This is a genomic window from Cupriavidus lacunae, assembly GCF_003353055.1.
Taxonomy (GTDB): Bacteria; Pseudomonadota; Gammaproteobacteria; order Burkholderiales; family Burkholderiaceae; genus Cupriavidus; species Cupriavidus lacunae.
Map to the genome: position 1 here is coordinate 32,334 of NZ_QKWJ01000015.1, position 19,974 is coordinate 52,307.

20 protein-coding genes and 1 tRNA gene are annotated in these 19,974 nt (G+C 64.0%); all 21 read right to left on the reverse strand.

The window, feature by feature from the left end:
• Nucleotides 1–122 precede the first annotated feature (122 nt).
• The 21 genes from DN412_RS14480 to secG all read right to left on the reverse strand — a co-directional run bounded on the left by DN412_RS14480 (nt 123) and on the right by secG (nt 19,966).
• Nucleotides 123–1,241: an acyl-CoA dehydrogenase family protein gene (locus tag DN412_RS14480; protein WP_115212271.1), complete on the reverse strand. Its 1,119-nt coding sequence runs from the start codon at nt 1,239–1,241 to the stop codon at nt 123–125.
• A 13-nt stretch (nt 1,242–1,254) separates the two neighbouring features.
• The gene (locus DN412_RS14485) at nt 1,255–2,457 is read right to left on the reverse strand and encodes an acyl-CoA dehydrogenase family protein (protein WP_115212272.1); all 1,203 of its coding nucleotides are present in this window, start codon (nt 2,455–2,457) and stop codon (nt 1,255–1,257) included.
• Nucleotides 2,458–2,551: 94 nt separating this feature from the next.
• Complete coding sequence (locus tag DN412_RS14490; protein WP_115212273.1) at nt 2,552–2,998, reverse strand: DUF1178 family protein; 447 nt, start codon at nt 2,996–2,998, stop codon at nt 2,552–2,554.
• A 146-nt stretch (nt 2,999–3,144) separates the two neighbouring features.
• A complete protein-coding gene (locus tag DN412_RS14495; RefSeq protein ID WP_115212274.1) occupies nt 3,145–3,780 on the reverse strand; it encodes an NUDIX domain-containing protein in 636 nt (211 codons plus the stop codon).
• Between the two features lie 44 nt (nt 3,781–3,824).
• Complete coding sequence (locus tag DN412_RS14500) at nt 3,825–4,133, reverse strand: DUF2818 family protein (protein WP_078195734.1); 309 nt, start codon at nt 4,131–4,133, stop codon at nt 3,825–3,827.
• 13 nt (nt 4,134–4,146) lie between these two features.
• Nucleotides 4,147–5,622 (reverse strand): NADH-quinone oxidoreductase subunit NuoN, encoded by a 1,476-nt coding sequence (gene nuoN, locus DN412_RS14505; protein ID WP_115212275.1) that lies wholly within the window; start codon nt 5,620–5,622, stop codon nt 4,147–4,149.
• 18 nt (nt 5,623–5,640) lie between these two features.
• Nucleotides 5,641–7,107, reverse strand: coding sequence for an NADH-quinone oxidoreductase subunit M (locus DN412_RS14510; RefSeq protein ID WP_115212276.1), 1,467 nt, complete (start codon nt 7,105–7,107; stop codon nt 5,641–5,643).
• A gap of 27 nt (nt 7,108–7,134) precedes the next feature.
• Entirely contained in the window at nt 7,135–9,222 is a 2,088-nt protein-coding gene (gene nuoL, locus DN412_RS14515) for an NADH-quinone oxidoreductase subunit L (RefSeq protein ID WP_115212277.1), read from the reverse strand.
• Between the two features lie 58 nt (nt 9,223–9,280).
• Nucleotides 9,281–9,586: an NADH-quinone oxidoreductase subunit NuoK gene (nuoK, locus tag DN412_RS14520; protein WP_018005450.1), complete on the reverse strand. Its 306-nt coding sequence runs from the start codon at nt 9,584–9,586 to the stop codon at nt 9,281–9,283.
• A gap of 17 nt (nt 9,587–9,603) precedes the next feature.
• Nucleotides 9,604–10,248, reverse strand: coding sequence for an NADH-quinone oxidoreductase subunit J (locus DN412_RS14525; protein WP_078195730.1), 645 nt, complete (start codon nt 10,246–10,248; stop codon nt 9,604–9,606).
• A 198-nt stretch (nt 10,249–10,446) separates the two neighbouring features.
• Nucleotides 10,447–10,938 (reverse strand): NADH-quinone oxidoreductase subunit NuoI, encoded by a 492-nt coding sequence (nuoI, locus tag DN412_RS14530; RefSeq protein WP_078195729.1) that lies wholly within the window; start codon nt 10,936–10,938, stop codon nt 10,447–10,449.
• Nucleotides 10,939–10,999: 61 nt separating this feature from the next.
• The gene (gene nuoH / locus DN412_RS14535; RefSeq protein WP_078195728.1) at nt 11,000–12,064 is read right to left on the reverse strand and encodes an NADH-quinone oxidoreductase subunit NuoH; all 1,065 of its coding nucleotides are present in this window, start codon (nt 12,062–12,064) and stop codon (nt 11,000–11,002) included.
• A gap of 21 nt (nt 12,065–12,085) precedes the next feature.
• On the reverse strand, nt 12,086–14,449 hold the full coding sequence (gene nuoG, locus DN412_RS14540; RefSeq protein ID WP_115212278.1) for an NADH-quinone oxidoreductase subunit NuoG: 2,364 nt from the start codon (nt 14,447–14,449) through the stop codon (nt 12,086–12,088).
• Between the two features lie 12 nt (nt 14,450–14,461).
• Nucleotides 14,462–15,757, reverse strand: a complete 1,296-nt coding sequence (nuoF, locus tag DN412_RS14545) for an NADH-quinone oxidoreductase subunit NuoF (protein ID WP_115212279.1) — start codon at nt 15,755–15,757, stop codon at nt 14,462–14,464.
• A gap of 1 nt (nt 15,758) precedes the next feature.
• Nucleotides 15,759–16,256, reverse strand: a complete 498-nt coding sequence (nuoE, locus tag DN412_RS14550) for an NADH-quinone oxidoreductase subunit NuoE (RefSeq protein WP_115212343.1) — start codon at nt 16,254–16,256, stop codon at nt 15,759–15,761.
• 185 nt (nt 16,257–16,441) lie between these two features.
• Nucleotides 16,442–17,695 carry an NADH-quinone oxidoreductase subunit D gene (locus tag DN412_RS14555; protein ID WP_115212280.1) on the reverse strand — a complete coding sequence of 418 codons (1,254 nt, stop codon included), beginning with the start codon at nt 17,693–17,695 and terminating at the stop codon, nt 16,442–16,444.
• Nucleotides 17,696–17,701: 6 nt separating this feature from the next.
• On the reverse strand, nt 17,702–18,304 hold the full coding sequence (locus DN412_RS14560) for an NADH-quinone oxidoreductase subunit C (RefSeq protein WP_078195724.1): 603 nt from the start codon (nt 18,302–18,304) through the stop codon (nt 17,702–17,704).
• A 1-nt stretch (nt 18,305) separates the two neighbouring features.
• On the reverse strand, nt 18,306–18,788 hold the full coding sequence (locus tag DN412_RS14565; RefSeq protein WP_011297145.1) for a NuoB/complex I 20 kDa subunit family protein: 483 nt from the start codon (nt 18,786–18,788) through the stop codon (nt 18,306–18,308).
• 6 nt (nt 18,789–18,794) lie between these two features.
• Entirely contained in the window at nt 18,795–19,154 is a 360-nt protein-coding gene (locus DN412_RS14570) for an NADH-quinone oxidoreductase subunit A (protein ID WP_078195723.1), read from the reverse strand.
• 166 nt (nt 19,155–19,320) lie between these two features.
• A tRNA-Leu gene (locus DN412_RS14575) sits at nt 19,321–19,405 on the reverse strand.
• A gap of 186 nt (nt 19,406–19,591) precedes the next feature.
• Nucleotides 19,592–19,966: a preprotein translocase subunit SecG gene (secG, locus tag DN412_RS14580; protein ID WP_115212281.1), complete on the reverse strand. Its 375-nt coding sequence runs from the start codon at nt 19,964–19,966 to the stop codon at nt 19,592–19,594.
• Between the last annotated feature and the right edge of the window lie 8 nt (nt 19,967–19,974).

Here is a 19,974-nt window from a genome sequence, read left to right on the forward strand (position 1 = left end):
GGGACAATAATCGCATGGCCGTTTGAAGCCGGCGTCCGTATTTGCCGAACCCGCCCCTAACGGCCCCCAAAGAAAAAAACCGCGCCTGGACGACAGCGCGGTTTTGACTGGACTGGCCAGGATCAGGCAGCTTCCTGGAACCCTGGCTGGGCAGCAAACCTGCCCAGGTGGTGGTCCACGTCGCCGAAGGTGGTGTTGATCAGCGTCAGCCGCTTGAACATGTGCGCGGCCGGCAGTTCATTGGTCACCCCCATGCCGCCGTGGATCTGCACCGCCTCCTGGCCGACCGTGCGCGCTGCCTGCCCCACGCGCGCCTTGGCGGCGGAGACATAGCGGCGGCGCTCTTCCGGCGTCGCTTCCTCGAAGCGGGCAGCGGCCAGCAGCGTGATCGAACGCGACTGCTCGGCGTGGATGAACATCTCCACCATGCGGTGCTGCAGCGCCTGGAAGCGCGCGATCGGCACGCCGAACTGCTGGCGCGTCTTGGCGTATTCCAGCGTGGCGGCATTGAGCGTATCCATCACGCCCACGGCCTCGGCGCACAGCAGCACGGAGGCGTAGTCGGCCACTTGCTCGATCAGCGGGAAGGCCTTGCCGGCATCGCCCAGCAGTTGCGCCGGGGCATCCTGGAAGGTGATATCGGCCGCGCGCAGGTTGTCGATGGTGCGGTAGTCCTGGATGCTGACGCCGGCACCCTTCGCGTCCACCAGGAACAGCGAGATGCCGTCCTGGTCGGCCTCGGCGCCGCTGCTGCGGGCCGACACGATCAGCTTATCGGCCTGGGCGCCGTGCACCACCACGACCTTGCGGCCGTTGAGCTTGCCGTCGCGGGCGGTGACGTGCACATTGTTCAGTTCATAGCGCGCCTGCGGCTCATTGAACGATACGGCCAGCTTCAGTTCGCCGCCGGCAACCTGCTCCAGCAGCGCATCCTGACCACCGGCCAGGCCCAGGGCGTAGGCGCCGACCACGGTCGCCAGGTACGGCTCCACGATCAGGCCGCGGCCCAGTTCCTGCTGCACCACCATCATGTCCAGGGCCTTGCCCGCGAAACCGCCCTGCGCTTCCGGCACCGGCAGCGCGGTCAGGCCGAGCTCGGCCAGCGAGCTCCAGGCGGACTCGCCATAGCCGGCGGCGCTTTCGTAGAATTTCTTGCGGGACTCGAAGCCGTAGTCCTTGTCGATGAAACGGCGGACGGCGTCGGCCAGCTGCTTCTGTTCGTCGCTGAGATTGAAGTTCATGTTGCGTGTCTCCTCACAGCCCCAGAATCATCTGGCTGATGATGTTCTTCTGAATTTCGTTGGACCCGCCATAGATGGAGGTCTTGCGATAGTTGAAGTAGTAGGCGGCCAGCGGCGCGGCGTCGTCGTAGCCGGTTACGGCGTGCTCGGTCTCGCACTCCAGGTAGGCGGTATCGAACGGCTGGGCGTAGGGGCCGACGGCTTCCACCATCAGTTCGGTCAGCAACTGCTGGATCTCGGTGCCCTTGATCTTGAGCATCGACGCTTCCGGGCCGGGGCCCTTGCCGGCGGCTTCGCTCGACACCACGCGCAGCACGGTGATCTCCAGCGCCATCAGTTCGATTTCCAGCGCGGCCACCTTGGCGCCGAACACCGGATCTTCCAGCAGCGGCTTGCCATTCTTCTGCTGCTGGCGCGCCACGCGCTTGAGGAAGCCCAGCTCGCGCTTGGAATTGCCCACGCGGGCAATGCCGGTGCGTTCGTGGCCGAGCAGGTACTTGGCGTAGGTCCAGCCCTTGTTCTCATCGCCGACGCGGTTTTCCACCGGCACCTTGACGTTGTCGAAGAAGACCTCGTTCACCTCATGCTCTTCGTCGAGCATGATGATCGGGCGCACGGTGATGCCGGGCGTCTTCATGTCGATCAGCAGGAACGAAATGCCTTCCTGCTTTTTGGCTTCGGGATCGGTGCGCACCAGGCAGAAGATCATGTCGGCGTGCTGGCCGAGCGTGGTCCAGGTCTTCTGGCCGTTGACGATGTAGTGCTTGCCGTCCAGAGTCAGCTCGGCGCGGGTCTTCAGCGAGGCCAGGTCCGAACCCGAGCCCGGCTCCGAATAGCCCTGGCACCACCAGTCGGTGCAGTCCAGGATGCGCGGCAGATAGTACGACTTCTGCTGCTCGCTGCCGTACTTCATGATCACGGGCGCGACCATCGCCACGCCGAACGGCAGCACGCCGGGCGCGCCGACGCGGGCATTCTCTTCGTCCCAGATATGGCGCTGGGTGGCGTTCCAGCCGGTGCCGCCGTACTGGACCGGCCAGTGCGGTGCCGACCAGCCATTGCCGGCGAGGGTCTTGTGCCAGCGCACCAGGTCGTCGCGGTTCGGACGGCGGTGGTTGAGAATCTTGCTGCGGATATCCGCCGGCAAGTTGGCTTCGAGCCAGCTACGCACTTCCTCGCGGAAGGCGTTGTCGGACGCCGAGTAGTTGAGATCCATGCCCGTCTCCAGTGGTGCCGGCTTGGCGTGGGGCCGCCGGCGGTTCGTTCTGCCTGCACGTCATGCGCCGACAGCAACGGGCACAGGACGCAATTCAGTGAGCCGTCTGCTTCAGCGCATCCGGCACCACGAGCGGGAAAGTCTCGATGCCCTCCTCCGCCAGCGCCTGCACCTCCTCCGCCGAGGCCGAACCGCGAATGCCGCGTTCCGGCGCCTCGTCATAGTGCATGCGCCTTGCCTCTTCGGCAAAGCGGTCGCCAACGTCCTCGGTCTGTGCCAGCACCTGCTTCACGGCTTTCATGTAGAGCGCTTGCAGTGTCACCGGTGCGGCAGCCGGCTGCGCCGGCCTGGCGCTGCCTTCGCGCGCGGTCGCGCCCGACAGGTTCAGGCGCGGCGCGCTCGGCAGCCGCGAAACGGCATGGTCGCCACAGACCGGGCATTGGACCAGGTCACGCGAGATTTGCGACTGCGCATCTTCCTCCGAGGCAAACCAGCCCTCGAAACGATGGTCATGCGCGCAGCGCAGGTCGAGCACCTTCATGATCTTTCCAGCCCGTCAAAAGCTATATTATCCGCGAATCGAAATTTTGTGAACGGTCGTGCTAAATTTTTTAGAACGACCGTTCGTAACAGCCGCACGGCGCAGAATCCGTGCGGCCCAGCACTCACTATACGGCCTGGGGCCTTTTAACGCGGCAGCAGCTGTTCGCCCGGCTGCCAGGCATCCGAGATCACTTTTTCCAGCCAGAAGGCGCCGATGATGGTCTTCACGTCGGTGATGCGGCCGCTGCGGACCCAGTCGATCACCTGCCCCACCGGCGTGATGAAGGTTTCCAGGAATTCGCCGTCGTCGAGCTGCGCCTCGCCGTGCGTCAGGTCGCGCGCGAGGAAGACGTCGATGAACTCGGTGGAATAGGAGATGACCGGGTGGATGCGCGTCAGGTAGTCCCAGCGCGCCGCGCGGTAGCCGGTTTCCTCCAGCAGCTCGCGTTCGCCGCAGCGCTGCGCGCCCTCTTCGGGATCGAGCTTGCCGGCAGGGAATTCCAGCATCACTTCGCCGATCGGATAGCGGAACTGGCGCTCCATCAGCACGGTGCCGTCGCTGAACAGCGGGATCATCATCACCGCGCCCGGGTGGACCACGTACTCGCGCCCGGTCTGCTTGCCGTCCGGCAGCCTGACGATGTCTTGCTTGAGGGTAAGGAATTTGCCGCGATGGACCGTCGCCGAGGCCACGCACACTTCCTTCAGTGCGTCGTCGTTCTCGGGCAGTTCAGCGGATGCTGCGGGAAACGGGGTACCGCGTTGGATCTTGTCGGTCATGGACGCTCCGGATCAGGCAGGGCCCGGCGCCGACAAGACCGGCTTCAGGCCGTGCGGTGTTTGACGAGGTATTGCCAGGTGAAGCCGGGGAAGGCAAACACCAGCATCATGCAGGCGGTGATGGCGTAGAACTGCCAGCCCTGCGGGAAGGCGCCGCCAAGGCTGGCCTCCACCGCAAAGCCGGCGGCACCCGCCACCGCGAACCATACGATCAGCTCCAGCAGCCGCAGCCACAGCGGCTTGCGCGCCTGCCGCAGCGGGATCACCACGAACAGGCGCTGATTCACAAACGGCAGGTTCGCACTGATCAGTGCCAGCAGGATGACAAACCAGCCGCTTGCGGATGCGCTCATGGTGCGTGGCGGATCAGGAACCCAGGGTCGCGCGGATGGCCTGGTAGCACAGGTTCATCAGCGCGGCCGGGAACAGGCCCAGCAGGATCACCGCGGCGCCGTTCACGCTCAGCATCGAGCGCAGGCCGAAGGTGGCTTCCAGCTCTTCTTCGCCGGCGGGCGCATCGAAGTACATCAGCTTGACGATGCGCAGGTAGTAGAACGCGCCGATCAGCGAGAACATCACCGCCACCACGGCCAGCCAGGTCATGCCGGCCTTGATCACCGCATCCAGCACCGCCAGCTTGGCGTAGAAGCCCACGGTCGGCGGAATGCCGGCCAGCGAGAACATCATCACCAGCATCAGGAAGGCAAACCACGGGTTGCGGCGCGACATGCCCTTCAGGTCTTCCAGCGTCTCGGCCTCGAAGCCCTTGCTGGTGCGCAGCAGGATGATGCCGAAGGTGCCCAGCGTGGTCAGCAAGTAGGTCACCGAGTAGAACATCGCCGAGCTGTACGCATCGGCGGCGCCGTCAGCCTTGTTGGCCACCACGCCCGACAGCAGGCCCAGCAGCACGAAGCCCATGTGCGAGATGGTCGAGTACGCCAGCATCCGCTTCAGGTTGCTCTGCACGATGGCGGTCAGGTTACCGATGGCCAGCGAGATGATGGAAAGCACGACCAGCATCATCTGCCAGTCGCTGGCCAGCGGCAACAGACCCTCCACCAGTACGCGGATGAACAGCGCAAAGGCTGCTACCTTCGGGCCGCCGGCAATCAGCAGCGTCACCGCGGTCGGCGAACCCTGATAGATGTCCGGAATCCACATGTGGAACGGCGCGGCACCCAGCTTGAACGACAGGCCGGCGACAATGAAGACCACGCCAAAGGCCAGCATGGTGGTGTTGACGCGGCCCGACTCGACCACGCGGAACACCTCGCCCAGGTTCAGCGAACCGGTGGCGCCATACATCATCGAGATGCCGTACAGCAGGAAGCCCGAAGCCAGCGCGCCCAGCACGAAGTATTTCATCGCCGATTCCGAGGTCACGCGCGATTCGCGGCGCAGTGCCACCAGTGCGTACGACGACAGCGACAGCAGTTCCAGGCCCAAGTACAGGGTCAGGAAGTTGTTGCCGGTGATCATCACGATCTGGCCGCCCAGCGTGAACAGTGCGAGCTGGTAGAACTCGCCGGCAAACATGTCGCGATCCGCCAGATAGCGTCGCGTGTAGACCAGCGTCACGAACAGGCCGGCAGAGCAAAACGCGGACAGCACGTTTGCCATCGGGTCGATCACGACCAGGTTGGCGAACGCGTAGTGCGTCTCGCCGGCGGCCGCATTCAGGCCGAACCAGACGGTCAGCACCAGCGTGGCCAGCAGCGACAGCGGATAGGCCACGCTTTGCTTGCCCTTGCCGCGCGCAAGGTCGATCCAGTTGACCGCGCCGATGGCGATCGCCAGGAAAATAATCGGCGCCACGGGGCCGAGTGTCGAGGACGGTTGCATGTTGATTTCTCTCCCCGATTACAGCTTGGACTGTGCCGCGTGGGACAGCAGGTTCACCACGGACGCGTGCATCACGTCGGTAAAGGGCTTCGGGTGCAGGCCCATGTACAGCGTCATGATGGCCAGCAGGCCGAGCATGACGAACTCACGCTTGTTCAGGTCGGCCAGCTCGCGCACGTGCTGGTGGACGACATCACCGAAGATCACGCGCTTGACCATCCACAGCGAGTAGGCGGCGCCCAGGATCAGGGCGGTAGCGGCCAGCAGGCCGATCCAGAAGTCGAACTTGACTGCGCCCAGGATCACCATGAACTCGCCGACGAAACCCGAGGTGGCCGGCAGGCCGCAGTTGGCCATGGCGAAGAACACCGACAGCGCGGCGAACTTCGGCATGGTGTTCACCACACCGCCGTAGTCGGCGATCTGGCGCGAGTGCACGCGGTCATACAGCACGCCGATGCACAGGAACATCGCGCCGGAGATAAAGCCGTGCGAGATCATCTGCACGATGCCGCCTTCCACGCCGATGTCGCTGAAGATGAAGAAGCCCAGCGTGACGAAGCCCATGTGGGCAATCGACGAGTACGCCACCAGCTTCTTCATGTCGGCCTGCACCATGGCCACCAGACCGATGTAGATCACCGCGATCAGCGAGATGGTGATGATGAACGGGGCCAGGTAATGGCTGGCGTCAGGCGCGATCGGCAGCGAGAACCGCAGGAAACCGTAGGCGCCCAGCTTCAGCATGATGGCGGCCAGCACCACCGAGCCGCCGGTCGGTGCTTCCACGTGGGCGTCGGGCAGCCACGTGTGCACCGGCCACATCGGCACCTTGACTGCAAAGGCGACGAAGAAGGCAATGAACAGCGCGATCTGCTCGTTCATCGACAGCTTGGCCTGGTGCCATTGCAGGATGTCGAAGGTGCCGGTCTTGTTGTACAGGTACAGCAGCGCGATCAGCGTCAGCAGCGAGCCCGCCAGCGTGTACAGGAAGAACTTGAACGCGGCATAGACACGGTTCGGGCCGCCCCAGACGCCGATGATGATGTACATCGGGATCAGCGTGGCCTCGAAGAACACGTAGAACAGCATGCCGTCCAGCGTGCAGAACACGCCGACCATCAGGCCCGACAGGATCAGGAACGAGGCCATGTACTCGGCCACGCGCTCGGTGATCACTTCCCAGGCCGAGATCACCACGATCACCGTGATGAAGGCGGTCAGCACCACGAACCACATCGAGATGCCGTCAACGCCCAGCAGATAGTGGATGTTGAAGCGTTCGATCCAGTTCGCCTTCTCCACGAACTGCATCGCCGCGGAGGCGCGGTCGAAGTGGAACACCAGCGGCAGCGTGACGACGAAGCTGGCGATCGAGCCGAACAGCGACATCCACCGCACGAAGCCAGGGCTGCGGTCCGAGCCGAAGGCCAGGATCAGCAAGCCGAAAAAGACAGGCAGCCAGATTGAGAAAGACAGAACCATTTCCTTGTTTTCCTTACTTGGTGCCTATCACTTGGTGCCGATCACGCCCGTGACCGTCAGCGTCAGCAGCACCAGCATGCCGACGATCATCGCGAATGCGTAGTGGTAGATATAGCCCGACTGCAGGTAGCGGCTGGCGGCGGCGAACGAAGCCACCACGCGCGCCGCGCCGTTGACCAACAGGCCATCGATCAGGCCCTGGTCGCCGCCCTTCCACAGGCCGGTACCGAGCAGGCGTGCGCCGCGGGCGAACACGACCTGGTTGATGGCGTCCATGTAGTACTTGTTGTCGAGCAGCTTGTACAGGCCCGAGAAGCGGTTCTTGATGGCCTCGGGGATGTCCGGGCGCTTCATGTAGAAGAACCACGACAGCACCACACCAGCGATGGCCAGCCACAGCACGGGGGTGGTCAGCGAGTGCAGCGCCATCGGCACCCAGCCGTGGAACGCTTCTTTCAGTTCTTCCATGGCGTGGTGGTTCTCGCCGACGAAGATCACGTCCTTGAAGGCCACGCCGTGCTTGAAGAACTCGCCGAACAGCATCGGCTCGATCGCGATCGCGCCAACGATCACCGACGGGATCGCCAGCAGCACCAGCGGCAGGGTCACCACCCACGGCGACTCGTGCGGCTTCTCGCCGGCGGCCAGGCCATGGTGATGGTCGTGCGAGACTTCCTCGTCCTCATGATCGCCTTCATGGTGCTTGTGGACATGGTTCTGGCCCCAGCGCTCCTTGCCATGGAAGACCAGGAAGTACATGCGGAACGAGTAGAACGCGGTCACGAACACACCGGCCAGCACGGCGAAGTACGCAAAGCCCGAACCGGCGATATGCGACTCGGCCACGGCCTCGATGATCGAGTCCTTGGAGTAGAAGCCGGCGAAGAACGGCGTGCCGATCAACGCCAGCGAACCCACCAGCGAGGTGATCCAGGTGATCGGCATGTACTTGCGCAGGCCGCCCATGTTGCGGATGTCCTGGTCGTGGTGCATGCCGATGATGACCGAGCCCGCGCCCAGGAACAGCAGCGCCTTGAAGAACGCGTGCGTCATCAGGTGGAACACAGCCACCGAGTAGGCCGAAGCGCCCAGCGCCACGGTCATGTAGCCCAGCTGCGACAGGGTCGAGTACGCGACCACGCGCTTGATGTCGTTCTGGATGATGCCCAGGAAGCCCATGAACAGCGCCGTGATCGCACCGATCACCAGCACGAAGGACAGCGCCGTATCCGACAGCTCGAACAGCGGCGACATGCGGGCAACCATGAAGATGCCGGCGGTCACCATCGTTGCCGCGTGGATCAGCGCGGAGATCGGGGTCGGGCCTTCCATCGAGTCAGGCAGCCAGACGTGCAGCGGGAACTGCGCCGACTTGCCCATCGCGCCGATGAACAGGCAGATGCAGGCCACGGTGATCATCAGCCAGTCGGTGCCCGGGAAGATCACGGTTGCCAGCTGCTCGCGCGCGGCGAATACGTCGGTGTAACTCATGCTGCCGGCGTAGGCCAGCAGCAGGCCGATGCCCAGGATAAAGCCGAAGTCGCCGACGCGGTTGACCAGGAATGCCTTCAGGTTGGCGAAGATGGCCGTCGGGCGGGTGTACCAGAAGCCGATCAGCAAGTACGACACCAGGCCCACCGCTTCCCAGCCGAAGAACAGCTGCAGGAAGTTGTTGCTCATCACCAGCATCAGCATCGAGAAGGTGAACAGCGAGATGTAGGAAAAGAAGCGGTTGTAGCCGGGGTCCCCTTCCATGTAGCCGACGGTGTAGATGTGCACCATCAGCGAGACGAAGGTCACCACGACCATCATCATCGCGGTCAGCGAGTCGACCAGGAAGCCGACCTCCATCTTCAGGCTGCCGATGGCCATCCACTCGTAGACGGTGCCGTTGTAGCCGGCGCCGTTCATGACGTCGAGCAGCACCATCACCGACAGCACGAAGGCAATGGCCACGCCGAGAATCGTCGAGGTGTGGGCCACGATCCGGCCGCCGCGCGACTCCGAGGAAAACAGGCCAAAGAACTTGGTACCGAACAGGCCGGCGATCGCGGAGCCGACTAGCGGCGCCAGCGGAATCGCAAGCAGCAGGTTGGGGTTGAGCGTGGTTGCCATAGGACGCTTAGTGGTGTGCGGTCGGTGAGTCTTGGGTATCTACGTAGTGCGCCACGGATCAGCCCTTGAGGGTGTCCAGGTCGTCCACGTTGATCGTATCCAGGTTGCGGAACAGCACAACCAGGATGGCGAGACCGATTGCCGACTCGGCGGCGGCCACCGTGAGGATGAAGAAAACGAAAACCTGACCAGCGAGGTCGCCCAGGTAATGCGAGAAGGCGACGAAGTTGATGTTCACCGCAAGCAGCATCAGTTCGAGCGCCATCAGCAGCACGATCACGTTCTTGCGGTTCAGGAAGATGCCGACGATGCTGATCGCAAACAGGATCGCACCGAGCACGAGGAAATGAGCGAGAGAGAGCACAGCGATTTCTCCGGGCTTTAGTTCTTATTGGCGGCAGCCGCGGCTTCCGTCTGCTGGGTCTGGCCTTCGGACTGCATCGGCACCAGGCGCACGCGGTCCTCGCGGCGGGTGCGCAGCTGCGCCGATACATCCTGTGCCTTGACGTCCTTGCGGCGGCGCAGGGTCAGCGCCACGGCGGCGATGATCGCCACCAGCAGGATGATGCCGGCCACTTCGAAGGCGTAGATGTAGTCGGTGTAGATCAGCTTGCCGAGCGCAGCGCTGTTCGAGTAGCCCGGGTCCTGCGAACCGGCGGCCACCACCGGCGTGGTGGTGCCGATGAAGTTGCGCACCAGCACGATCGCCATCTCGGCGATGATCAGCGCGCCGACGATCGATGCCATCGGCACGTAGGTCCAGAAATCGCGGCGCAGGTGCTCGATGTCGATATCGATCATCATCACCACGAACAGGAACAGCACCATCACTGCGCCGACATAAACCAGCACCAGCAGGATGGCGAGGAATTCCGCCTTGAGCAGCATCCAGATCGCCGCGGCCGTGAAGAACGACAGCACAAGGAACAGTGCGGAATGCACCGGGTTCTTCGCAGTGATGACTTTCAGTGCGGAGAGCACCAGCACCAGCGCAAAGACGTAGAAGATGGTGGTCGTGAGTTCCATGGTCCCTATCGGATCCTCTCTGGGCCGTCCGGCGCAAGCCGCCCCCTCGGGTGGCCCGCTCCTGCGGCATCCTTGCATTGGCCCCTTGCATTGCAGGGGCCGCATTCAAATTCGGTGGCGGCGGCTGCCAGGTCTGCTACTTGCGGCAGCCGCCAACCGGCGGTACTTCTGGCCGAAACTTCCGGCCGGTGGTTCGGCTTAGCGGTACTTGGCGTCGGCAGCCTTGGCCGCGGCGATCTGCGGCTCATAGCGGTCGCCCACTGCCAGCAGCATGTCCTTGGTGAAGTACAGGTCGCCGCGCTTCTCGCCGTGGTACTCCAGGATCTGCGTTTCCACGATGGCGTCGACCGGGCAGGCCTCTTCGCAGAAACCGCAGAAAATGCACTTGGTCAGGTCGATGTCGTAGCGCGTGGTGCGGCGGGTGCCGTCGGCACGCGAGTCCGACTCGATCGTGATGGCCAGCGCCGGGCACACCGCCTCGCACAGCTTGCATGCGATGCAGCGCTCTTCCCCGTTGGGGTAGCGGCGCAACGCGTGCAGGCCGCGGAAACGCGGCGAGATCGGCGTTTTCTCTTCCGGAAACTGGACGGTGATCTTGCGCGCGAAGAGATAGCGGCCGGTCACGGCCATGCCCTTGAAGAGTTCCTTCAGGAGCAGGCTGTTGAAGAAGTCCTTGATGGCGAGCAGCATGACGATTGCTTCCTAGTATTTCCAGCGGCGCGCGCAGCGGCGCGCACCTTCGTTTGGCTGTTCAGTGCCAGATGTTCCAGGGCGACTTGATCCAGATCGCCACGATGATCAGCCACGCAACGGTCAGGGGAATGAACACCTTCCAGCCCAGGCGCATGATCTGGTCATAGCGGTAGCGCGGGAACGTGGCGCGGAGCCAGATAAAGACCGACAGCAGCAGGAATACCTTGATCAGCAGCCAGAAGAAACCGGGGATCGCATTGGTGACCATGCTCGAGAACGGAGGCGCCCAGCCGCCCAGGAACATCAACGCGGCCATGGTCGAGATGATGATCATGTTGATGTACTCGGCCAGGAAGAACAGCGCGAAGGCCATGCCCGAGTATTCGATCATGTGGCCGGCCACGATTTCCGATTCGCCTTCCACCACGTCGAACGGGTGGCGGTTGGTTTCGGCCACGCCCGAGACAAAGTAGACAACGAACATCGGCAGCAGCGGCAGCCAGTTCCACGACAGGATGTTGATCCCCATGTCGGCGAAGTAGCCGGTGTTCTGGCCGTTGACGATGGCCGACAGGTTCAGGCTGCCGGCAACCATCAGCACCGTCACCAGCGCGAAGCCCATGGCGATTTCATACGACACCATCTGCCCCGCGGCACGCATGGCGCCGATGAAGGCGTACTTGGAGTTCGAGGCCCAGCCGGCCAGGATCACGCCGTAGACGCCGACCGAGCTGATCGCCATCACGTACAGCAGGCCGGCGTTGACGTTCGCCATCACCACATCAGCCTGGAACGGAATCACGGCCCAGACCGCAACGGCAGGCATCAGCACCATCAGCGGCGCGACCAGGTACATGCCGCGGCTGACCTGCGTCGGCATCATCACTTCTTTCAGCAGCAGCTTCAGCACGTCGGCAATCGGCTGCAGCAGGCCGAGCGGGCCCACGCGGTTCGGGCCAAGGCGGACGTGCATCCAGCCGATCAGCTTGCGCTCCCACAGGATCAGGTAAGCCACGCACAGCAGCAGCGGCACCACGATGAGCACGGCGCGGATCAGGATCCACAGCGGCGTCCAGTACGCGCCCAGCGCGCCCTGCCCTTGCGAGGTAATCCAGTCAATCATGTCTTCTTCTCGCTCTTGTTCTTACGCCGTGGCCACGGTGCCGGTGGCCGGCGCCAGGTCAATGGCCTTCTCTACGGTGACCGCGCCGAACATCGCGCCCAGGCTCATGGCCGCCGGCGTCGCAGCCGGCACGCGCACGGTGTTGGCCGGGAGCGTGGCTTCGAGCACGGCCGGCAGCACCACGCTGCCCTGCCCTTGCGTGACCCGCACCGGATCGCCGGACTGGATGCCAAGCCTGGCGAACAGGTCGGCCGGCAGTGCGATCTGCATGGCGCGGCGTGCGGCAGCGCTCAGCTGCAGCGACTCGGCGCGACGCACGATCGGGTCGGCGTGGTAGATCGGCACATCGGCAATGCGCTCGATGCCGTTGGCGCCCGCGGCGCTGACGCGGATCGGCGCATCGGTGCCGTTGTCCAGCAGTGCATCGACCGGAGCCGACAGCACTTCGGCACGCACCGACTCGGCGGTTTCGTAGTCGAAGCCAGCCACGTCCAGCAGGTTGCCCAGCACGCGCAGCACCTTCCAGCCCGGACGCGACTCGCCCAGGGCGCGCACCACGCCGTTGAAGCTCTGCGGCTTGCCTTCGCAGTTGACGAAGGTGCCGGCGGTTTCCGTGAACGGCGTCACCGGCAGGATCACGTCGGCGTACTGCATGGCCGCTTCCGAACGGAACGGCGACAGCACCACCACCGTGCCGGCCTGGGCCAGCGCGGCCAGCGCCTTGCGCGGGTCGGCGGCGTCGAACTCGGGTTCGGTGTTCAGCAGGATGTAGGCCTTGCGCGGCGTGTCCAGCATGGCCTGCGCATTGGCGCCGCCCTGCCTGGGCAGCGCGCCGGCGACATAGCCGCCGACGGTATTGGCGGCTTCGGTCAGGAAGCCCAGCGTGGCGCCCGTTTCCGTGGCGATCCACTGTGCCAGCGCGTGCAGCGCCGAGAACTGCGGGTGGCGCACGGCCTCGTTGCCGAGGAACACCGCGCGGCGCTCGCCCGACAGCAGCGCTTCGGCCAGCTTGGCGGCAGCATCACCACCGTCGAAACCGTCGGTGCCGGCCGGGGCGGCCACGCCCTTGGCGGCGGCCACGGCACGGGCCACGCCGGCCAGTGCGGCGGTCCAGCCCGACGGTGCCACGTCGATGCGGGTTGCCGGCATCAGCAGGTCTTCACCGCCGGCGCCCAGCACGGTCACGCGGGCACCCTTCTTGGTGGCCTGGCGCAGGCGCGAGGCCAGCAGCGGATGATCCTTGCGCAGCGACGAGCCGATCACCAGCACGCGTTGCAGGGTGGTCACGTCGGCGACCGGCATGCCCAGCCACGGCGTGCCCTTGAGCGCGGCCGAGAAGTCGGACTGGCGCAGGCGGAAGTCGACGTTGTCGCTGCCCAGGCCGCGCATCAGCTTGCCCAGCAGGAACAGTTCTTCCAGCGTGCTGTGCGGGCTGGCCAGCGCGGCGATCTGGTCGGCGCCGTGGTCGCGCTTGATGCTGGCGAGGCCGTTGGCCACGTATTCCAGCGCGGTCTGCCAGTCGGTTTCCATCCACTCGCCGCCCTGCTTCAGCAGCGGGCGGGTCAGGCGGTCGGCGCTGTTCAGGCCTTCATACGAGAAGCGGTCCTTGTCGGAGATCCAGCACTCGTTGATGTCTTCGTTTTCCAGCGGCAGCACGCGCATCACGCGCTGGTTCTTGGTCTGCACCACCAGGTTCGCGCCCAGGCCGTCGTGCGGCGACACCGACTTGCGGCGGGCCAGTTCCCAGGTACGGGCCGAGTAGCGGAACGGCTTGCTGGTCAGCGCGCCGACCGGGCACAGGTCGATCATGTTGCCCGACAGTTCCGAATCGACGGTCTGGCCGACGAAGGTGGTGATCTCAGAGTGCTCGCCGCGGCCCAGCATGCCCAGCTCCATCACGCCGGCCACTTCCTGGCCGAAGCGCACGCAGCGGGTGCAGTGGATGCAGCGGGTCATCTCCTCCATGGAGATCAGCGGGCCCACGTTCTTGTGGAACACCACGCGCTTTTCTTCCTTGTAGCGCGACTCCGAAGCACCGTAGCCCACGGCCAGATCCTGCAGCTGGCATTCGCCGCCCTGATCGCAGATCGGGCAGTCGAGCGGGTGGTTGATCAGCAGGAATTCCATCACGGACTTCTGCGCCTTGACCGCCTTCTCCGAATTGGTGAAGACCTTCATGCCAGGGGTCACCGGCGTGGCGCAGGCAGGCAGCGCCTTGGGCGCCTTCTCGACCTCGACCAGGCACATGCGGCAGTTGGCCGCGATGGACAGTTTACGGTGGTAGCAGAAGTGGGGGATGTAGGTGCCCAGCTTGCGGGCCGCTTCCATCACCAGGCTGCCTTCAGCAACCTCAACCTTCTTGCCGTCGATCTCTAGTTCAACCATGTTCTGCCACGCTTAGATGTAGGCCGGAACCATGCACTGCTTGTGTTCGACGTGATATTCGAACTCTTTCCAGTAGTGCTTGAGCATGCCGCGGACCGGCATCGCCGCGGCATCGCCGAGCGCGCAGATGGTGCGGCCCATGATGTTTTCCGCGACGTTGTTGAGCAGGTCCAGGTCTTCCTGGCGCCCCTCTCCGTGTTCGATGCGATTGACCATGCGGTAGAGCCAGCCGGTGCCTTCGCGGCACGGCGTGCACTGGCCGCACGATTCCTCAAAATAGAAGTACGACAGGCGCAGCAGCGAGCGGACCATGCAGCGCGTCTCGTCCATCACGATCACCGCGCCCGAACCCAGCATCGAGCCGGCCTTGGCGATCGAGTCGTAGTCCATGTCGGACGCCATCATCAGGTCGCCCGGCACCACCGGCGCCGACGAGCCGCCCGGGATCACCGCCTTGATGCGCTTGCCGCCACGCATGCCGCCGGCGAGCTCCAGCAGCTTGGCGAACGGCGTGCCCAGCGGGATCTCATAGTTGCCGGGACGCTCGACGTCGCCCGAGATCGAGAAGATCTTGGTGCCGCCGTTGTTCGGCTTGCCCATCTTCAGGTAGTTCTCGGGGCCGACTGCCAGCAGGAACGGCACCGCGGCAAACGTTTCGGTGTTGTTGATGGTGGTCGGCTTGCCGTACAGGCCGAAGCTGGCCGGGAACGGCGGCTTGAAGCGCGGCTGGCCCTTCTTGCCTTCGAGCGATTCCAGCAGCGCGGTTTCCTCGCCGCAGATGTAGGCGCCGTAACCGTGGTGGGCATGCAGCTGGAAGCTGAAGCCCGAACCCAGGATGTTGTCGCCCAGGAAGCCGGCAGCACGCGCTTCTTCGAGGGCATCCTCGAAGATCTTGTATTCGTTCCAGATCTCGCCGTGGATGTAGTTGTAGCCCACGGTGATGCCCATCGCGTACGCGCCGATGGCCATGCCCTCGATCAGCGCATGCGGGTTGTAGCGGATGATGTCGCGGTCCTTGAACGTGCCAGGCTCGCCTTCATCGGTGTTGCAGACCAGGTATTTCTGACCCGGGAACGTGCGCGGCATGAAGCTCCACTTCAGGCCGGTCGGGAAGCCCGCACCGCCCCGGCCGCGCAGGCCCGAGGCCTTGACGTCGGCAATCACCTGCTCGGGCGAGATCTTCTCGTTCAGGATGCGCTTGAGTTGCTGGTAGCCGCCACGCTTGACGTAGTCTTCCAGGTGCCAGTTCTTGCCGTCCAGGCCGGCCAGGATCAGCGGCTGGATATGGCGGTCGTGCAGACAGGTCATGTTACTTGCCCCCCTTGGCAGCCTCGGCCTTGAGCTCGTCGACCAGGACGTCGAGCTTGTCGTCGCTCATCCAGCTGCACATGCGGGTGTTGTTGACGATCATCACCGGCGCATCGCCGCAAGCGCCCATGCACTCGCCTTCCTTCAGCGTGAAGCAGCCATCCGCAGTGGTTTCGTTGTAGTCGATCCCGAGCTTGCGCTTCAGGTAGTCGCCAGCCCGGTCGCCGCCCGACAGCGCGCACGGCAGGTTGGTGCAGACGGTGAGCTTGTACTTGCCCACCGGCTTGGTGTCATACATGTTGTAGAAGGTCGCCACCTCTTCCACCCACACGGGCGGCATCTCGAGATAGTTGGCGACGAACTGCATGACTTCGGGGGAAACCCAGCCCACCTCGCCCTGCGCCACGGCAAGCGCCGCCATCACGGCCGACTGCTTCTGGTCGGCCGGATACTTCGCGATCGCGCGATCGATTTCCTTGAGAGCTTCTGCTGATAGCATGGTCATTGCAGTAAAACGGCGAAAGGCAGCGCCACCGGGCGTCCCCTTCCGCAGGTTTGCAGCCGTCGCTGCCCGTTCCGCCGGCAGGCCTGAGGCCCTACCGGTCCGCCGCGGGTCTTCCGCCCGCTCCCCTGGGGAGCACCGCGGAAAGCGCCCGGATCGTCGTCCGGGCCGGCGGCCCGTGATTAGCGGTCGATCTCGCCGAAGACGATGTCTTGCGTGCCGATGATCGTTACCGCGTCAGCAATCATGTGTCCCTTGGCCATTTCATCGAGCGCGGCCAGGTGGGGGAAGCCAGGCGCACGGATCTTCAGGCGGTACGGCTTGTTCGCGCCGTCCGAGATCGCGTAGATACCGAACTCGCCCTTCGGGTGTTCCACCGCTGCGTACGCTTCGCCTTCGGGCACATGCATGCCTTCGGTGAAGAGCTTGAAGTGGTGGATCAGTTCTTCCATGTTGGACTTCATGTCCACGCGCGAGGGCGGTGCCACCTTGTGGTTATCGGTGATCACCGGGCCCGGGTTGCGGCGCAGCCATTCCACGCACTGCCTGATGATGCGATTGGACTGGCGCATCTCTTCCACGCGCACCAGGTAGCGCGCATAGCAGTCGCCGCCCACGCCCACCGGCACGTCGAAGTCCATCTTGTCGTACACCTCGTACGGCTGCTTCTTGCGCAGGTCCCACTCGATGCCCGAACCGCGCAGCATCGGGCCGGTAAAGCCCATCTGCAGCGCACGTTCCGGGCTGACCACGCCGATGTCCACCAGGCGCTGCTTCCAGATCCGGTTGTCGGTCAGCAGCGTCTCGTATTCGTCGACGTACTTCGGGAACCGGTTGGTGAAGTCCTCGATGAAGTCCAGCAGCGAGCCCGAACGCGCCTCGTTCATGGCCTTGATGGCACGCTCGTTGTGTACCTTGGAGGCACGATATTGCGGCATCGTGTCAGGCAGGTCGCGATACACGCCGCCCGGACGGTAGTAGGCCGCGTGCATGCGCGCACCCGACACCGCCTCGTACATGTCGAACATGTCCTCGCGCTCGCGGAAGGCGTACAGGAACACTGCCATTGCGCCCACGTCCAGCGCATGCGCGCCGATCCACATCAGGTGGTTCAGCAGGCGGGTGATCTCGTCGAACATCACGCGGATGTACTGCGCGCGGATCGGCACCTCGAGGCCCAGCAGGCGCTCGATCGCCATCACGTAGGCGTGCTCGTTGACCATCATCGACACATAGTCGAGGCGGTCCATGTACGGCACGCTCTGGATCCAGGTCTTCTGCTCGGCCAGCTTCTCGGTGGCACGGTGCAGCAGGCCGATATGCGGGTCGGCGCGCTGGATGACTTCGCCGTCCAGTTCCAGCACCAGGCGCAGCACGCCGTGCGCGGCCGGGTGCTGCGGGCCGAAGTTCAGGGTGTAATTCTTGATATCTGCCATGGCGCGTTATCCGTGCTGCAAGCCGCCGTAGTTTTCCTCGCGGATCACGCGGGGCGTGATTTCGCGCGGATCGATCGTCACCGGCTGGTAGATGACCCGCTTCTGTTCCGGGTCGTAGCGCATCTCGACAAAGCCGGAAACCGGGAAGTCCTTGCGGAACGGATGGCCGACGAAACCGTAGTCGGTCAGGATGCGGCGCAGGTCCGGATGGCCGTCGAACACGATGCCGTAGAAATCGAAGGCCTCGCGCTCGAACCAGTTGACGCCGTTCCACACGTCGATCACCGACGGCAGCACCGGGAAATCATCGTCCGGCGCGAACACGCGCACGCGCAGGCGCCAGTTGTGGGTGATCGAGAGCAGCTGCGAGACCGCGGCAAAGCGCAGGCCGTCCCAGGCGCCGTCGCCGTAGTCGGAATAGTCCACGCCGCACAGGTCGATCAGCTGCTCGAAGCGCAGCGACGGATCGTCGCGCAGGATGCGGGCAGCTTCCAGGTAGTCGTCGGCCTTGACGATCAGCGTCAGTTCGCCGGTCGCCTCGATCAGTTTCTGCACGCGCTTGCCGAGAGCTTTCTCGAGCGCGGCCTTCAGGATGTCGAGCTTCGCCATTTCAGCCCTTGCGCGCGATGGTGTTGGTACGCTTGATCTTGTTCTGCAGCTGGATCACGCCGTAGATCAGCGCCTCGGCCGTCGGCGGGCAGCCCGGCACGTAGATATCCACCGGCACGATACGGTCGCAGCCACGCACCACCGAGTACGAATAGTGGTAGTAGCCGCCGCCGTTGGCGCACGAGCCCATCGAGATCACCCAGCGCGGTTCCGCCATCTGGTCGTAGACCTTGCGCAGCGCCGGGGCCATCTTGTTGCACAGCGTGCCGGCCACGATCATCACGTCCGACTGGCGCGGCGACGGGCGAAACACCACGCCGAAGCGGTCCAGGTCATAGCGCGCGGCGCCGGCATGCATCATTTCCACAGCACAGCAGGCCAGGCCAAAGGTCATCGGCCACAGCGACCCGGTGCGGGTCCAGTTGATCAGCTTGTCAGCGGTAGTCGTGACGAAGCCTTCATTGAGAACGCCTTCGATTGCCATTTCACATCACTCCCAATCGAGCGCGCCCTTTTTCCAGATGTAGACGAAGCCCACGATGAATTCCAGCAGAAACACGCCCATGGCGATGAAACCCGGCCAGCCGATTTCCCTCAGGGCAACACCCCAGGGAAACAGGAAGGCGGTTTCGAGATCGAACAGGATAAACAGGATGGCGATGAGGTAGTAGCGCACATCGAACTTCATGCGCGCGTCCTCGAACGCTTCGAAGCCGCACTCGTACGGCGACAGCTTCGCGGGATCGGGCTTGTTCGGACCGAGGATCCGACCGATCGACATCAGTGCCACGCCAAGCACGACACCGAAGATGATGAAGATGAGAACGGGGAAGTAGGCTTCGAGATTCAAGGTACGGCCAGCCTTATCTGGAATGTTGTCAACAGCACCAGCTGAAGCGGCGTCCTGTTGCCCACCCCAGGCGCTAAGCCATAAGCCTCATGGCGCGCCGCCTTGCGGACTGCCGGAGCCCACGCCCGGGTGCATTGCCCGAGCCAGGGACTCCGATCAAGTTGTTTGGTGCCGACGGCGAGACTCGAACTCGCACAGCTTTCGCCACTACCCCCTCAAGATAGCGTGTCTACCAATTTCACCACGTCGGCTGGGGGAGAAACATATTGCCTGGCGCCGGGTTTTCAGGCCCTTCAGGTCCTTTGCAGAGGCTTTCGTCTTTGCTCGGAACCCATCGCTGGGGAATCGTTTCAAGCCTTGCATTCTAACCCAAATTTCTTGCTTTGTTCAACGCACAACTGCAAAAAAACTTAGGAATCCGCCGCAAGGCAATCGGATTATTTCGGTACAGCGGGGGCTGCGGGTGCCGAAGCGCCAGCAGCGGCAGCCGGAGCTGCGGCGGGAGCCGATGCGCCGGCCACGGCGGGCGCGGACGCCGGCGCCGCGCCCATCACGCCCAGTGACGCAGCGGGCTTGTAATTGCCCAGCAGCGTCAGCGCCAGCGTGCAGACGAAGAACAGCGTGGCCAGCACGGCAGTGGTGCGCGACAGGAAGTTTGCCGAGCCGGTGGCACCGAACAGGCTGCCCGAGGCGCCCGAACCGAATGCCGCGCCTACATCGGCGCCCTTGCCATGCTGGATCAGCACCAGGCCAATCACGCCCAGCGCCGACAACACCTGCAGCACCACCAACAATGTCTTGAAGATTGCCATTTGATTTA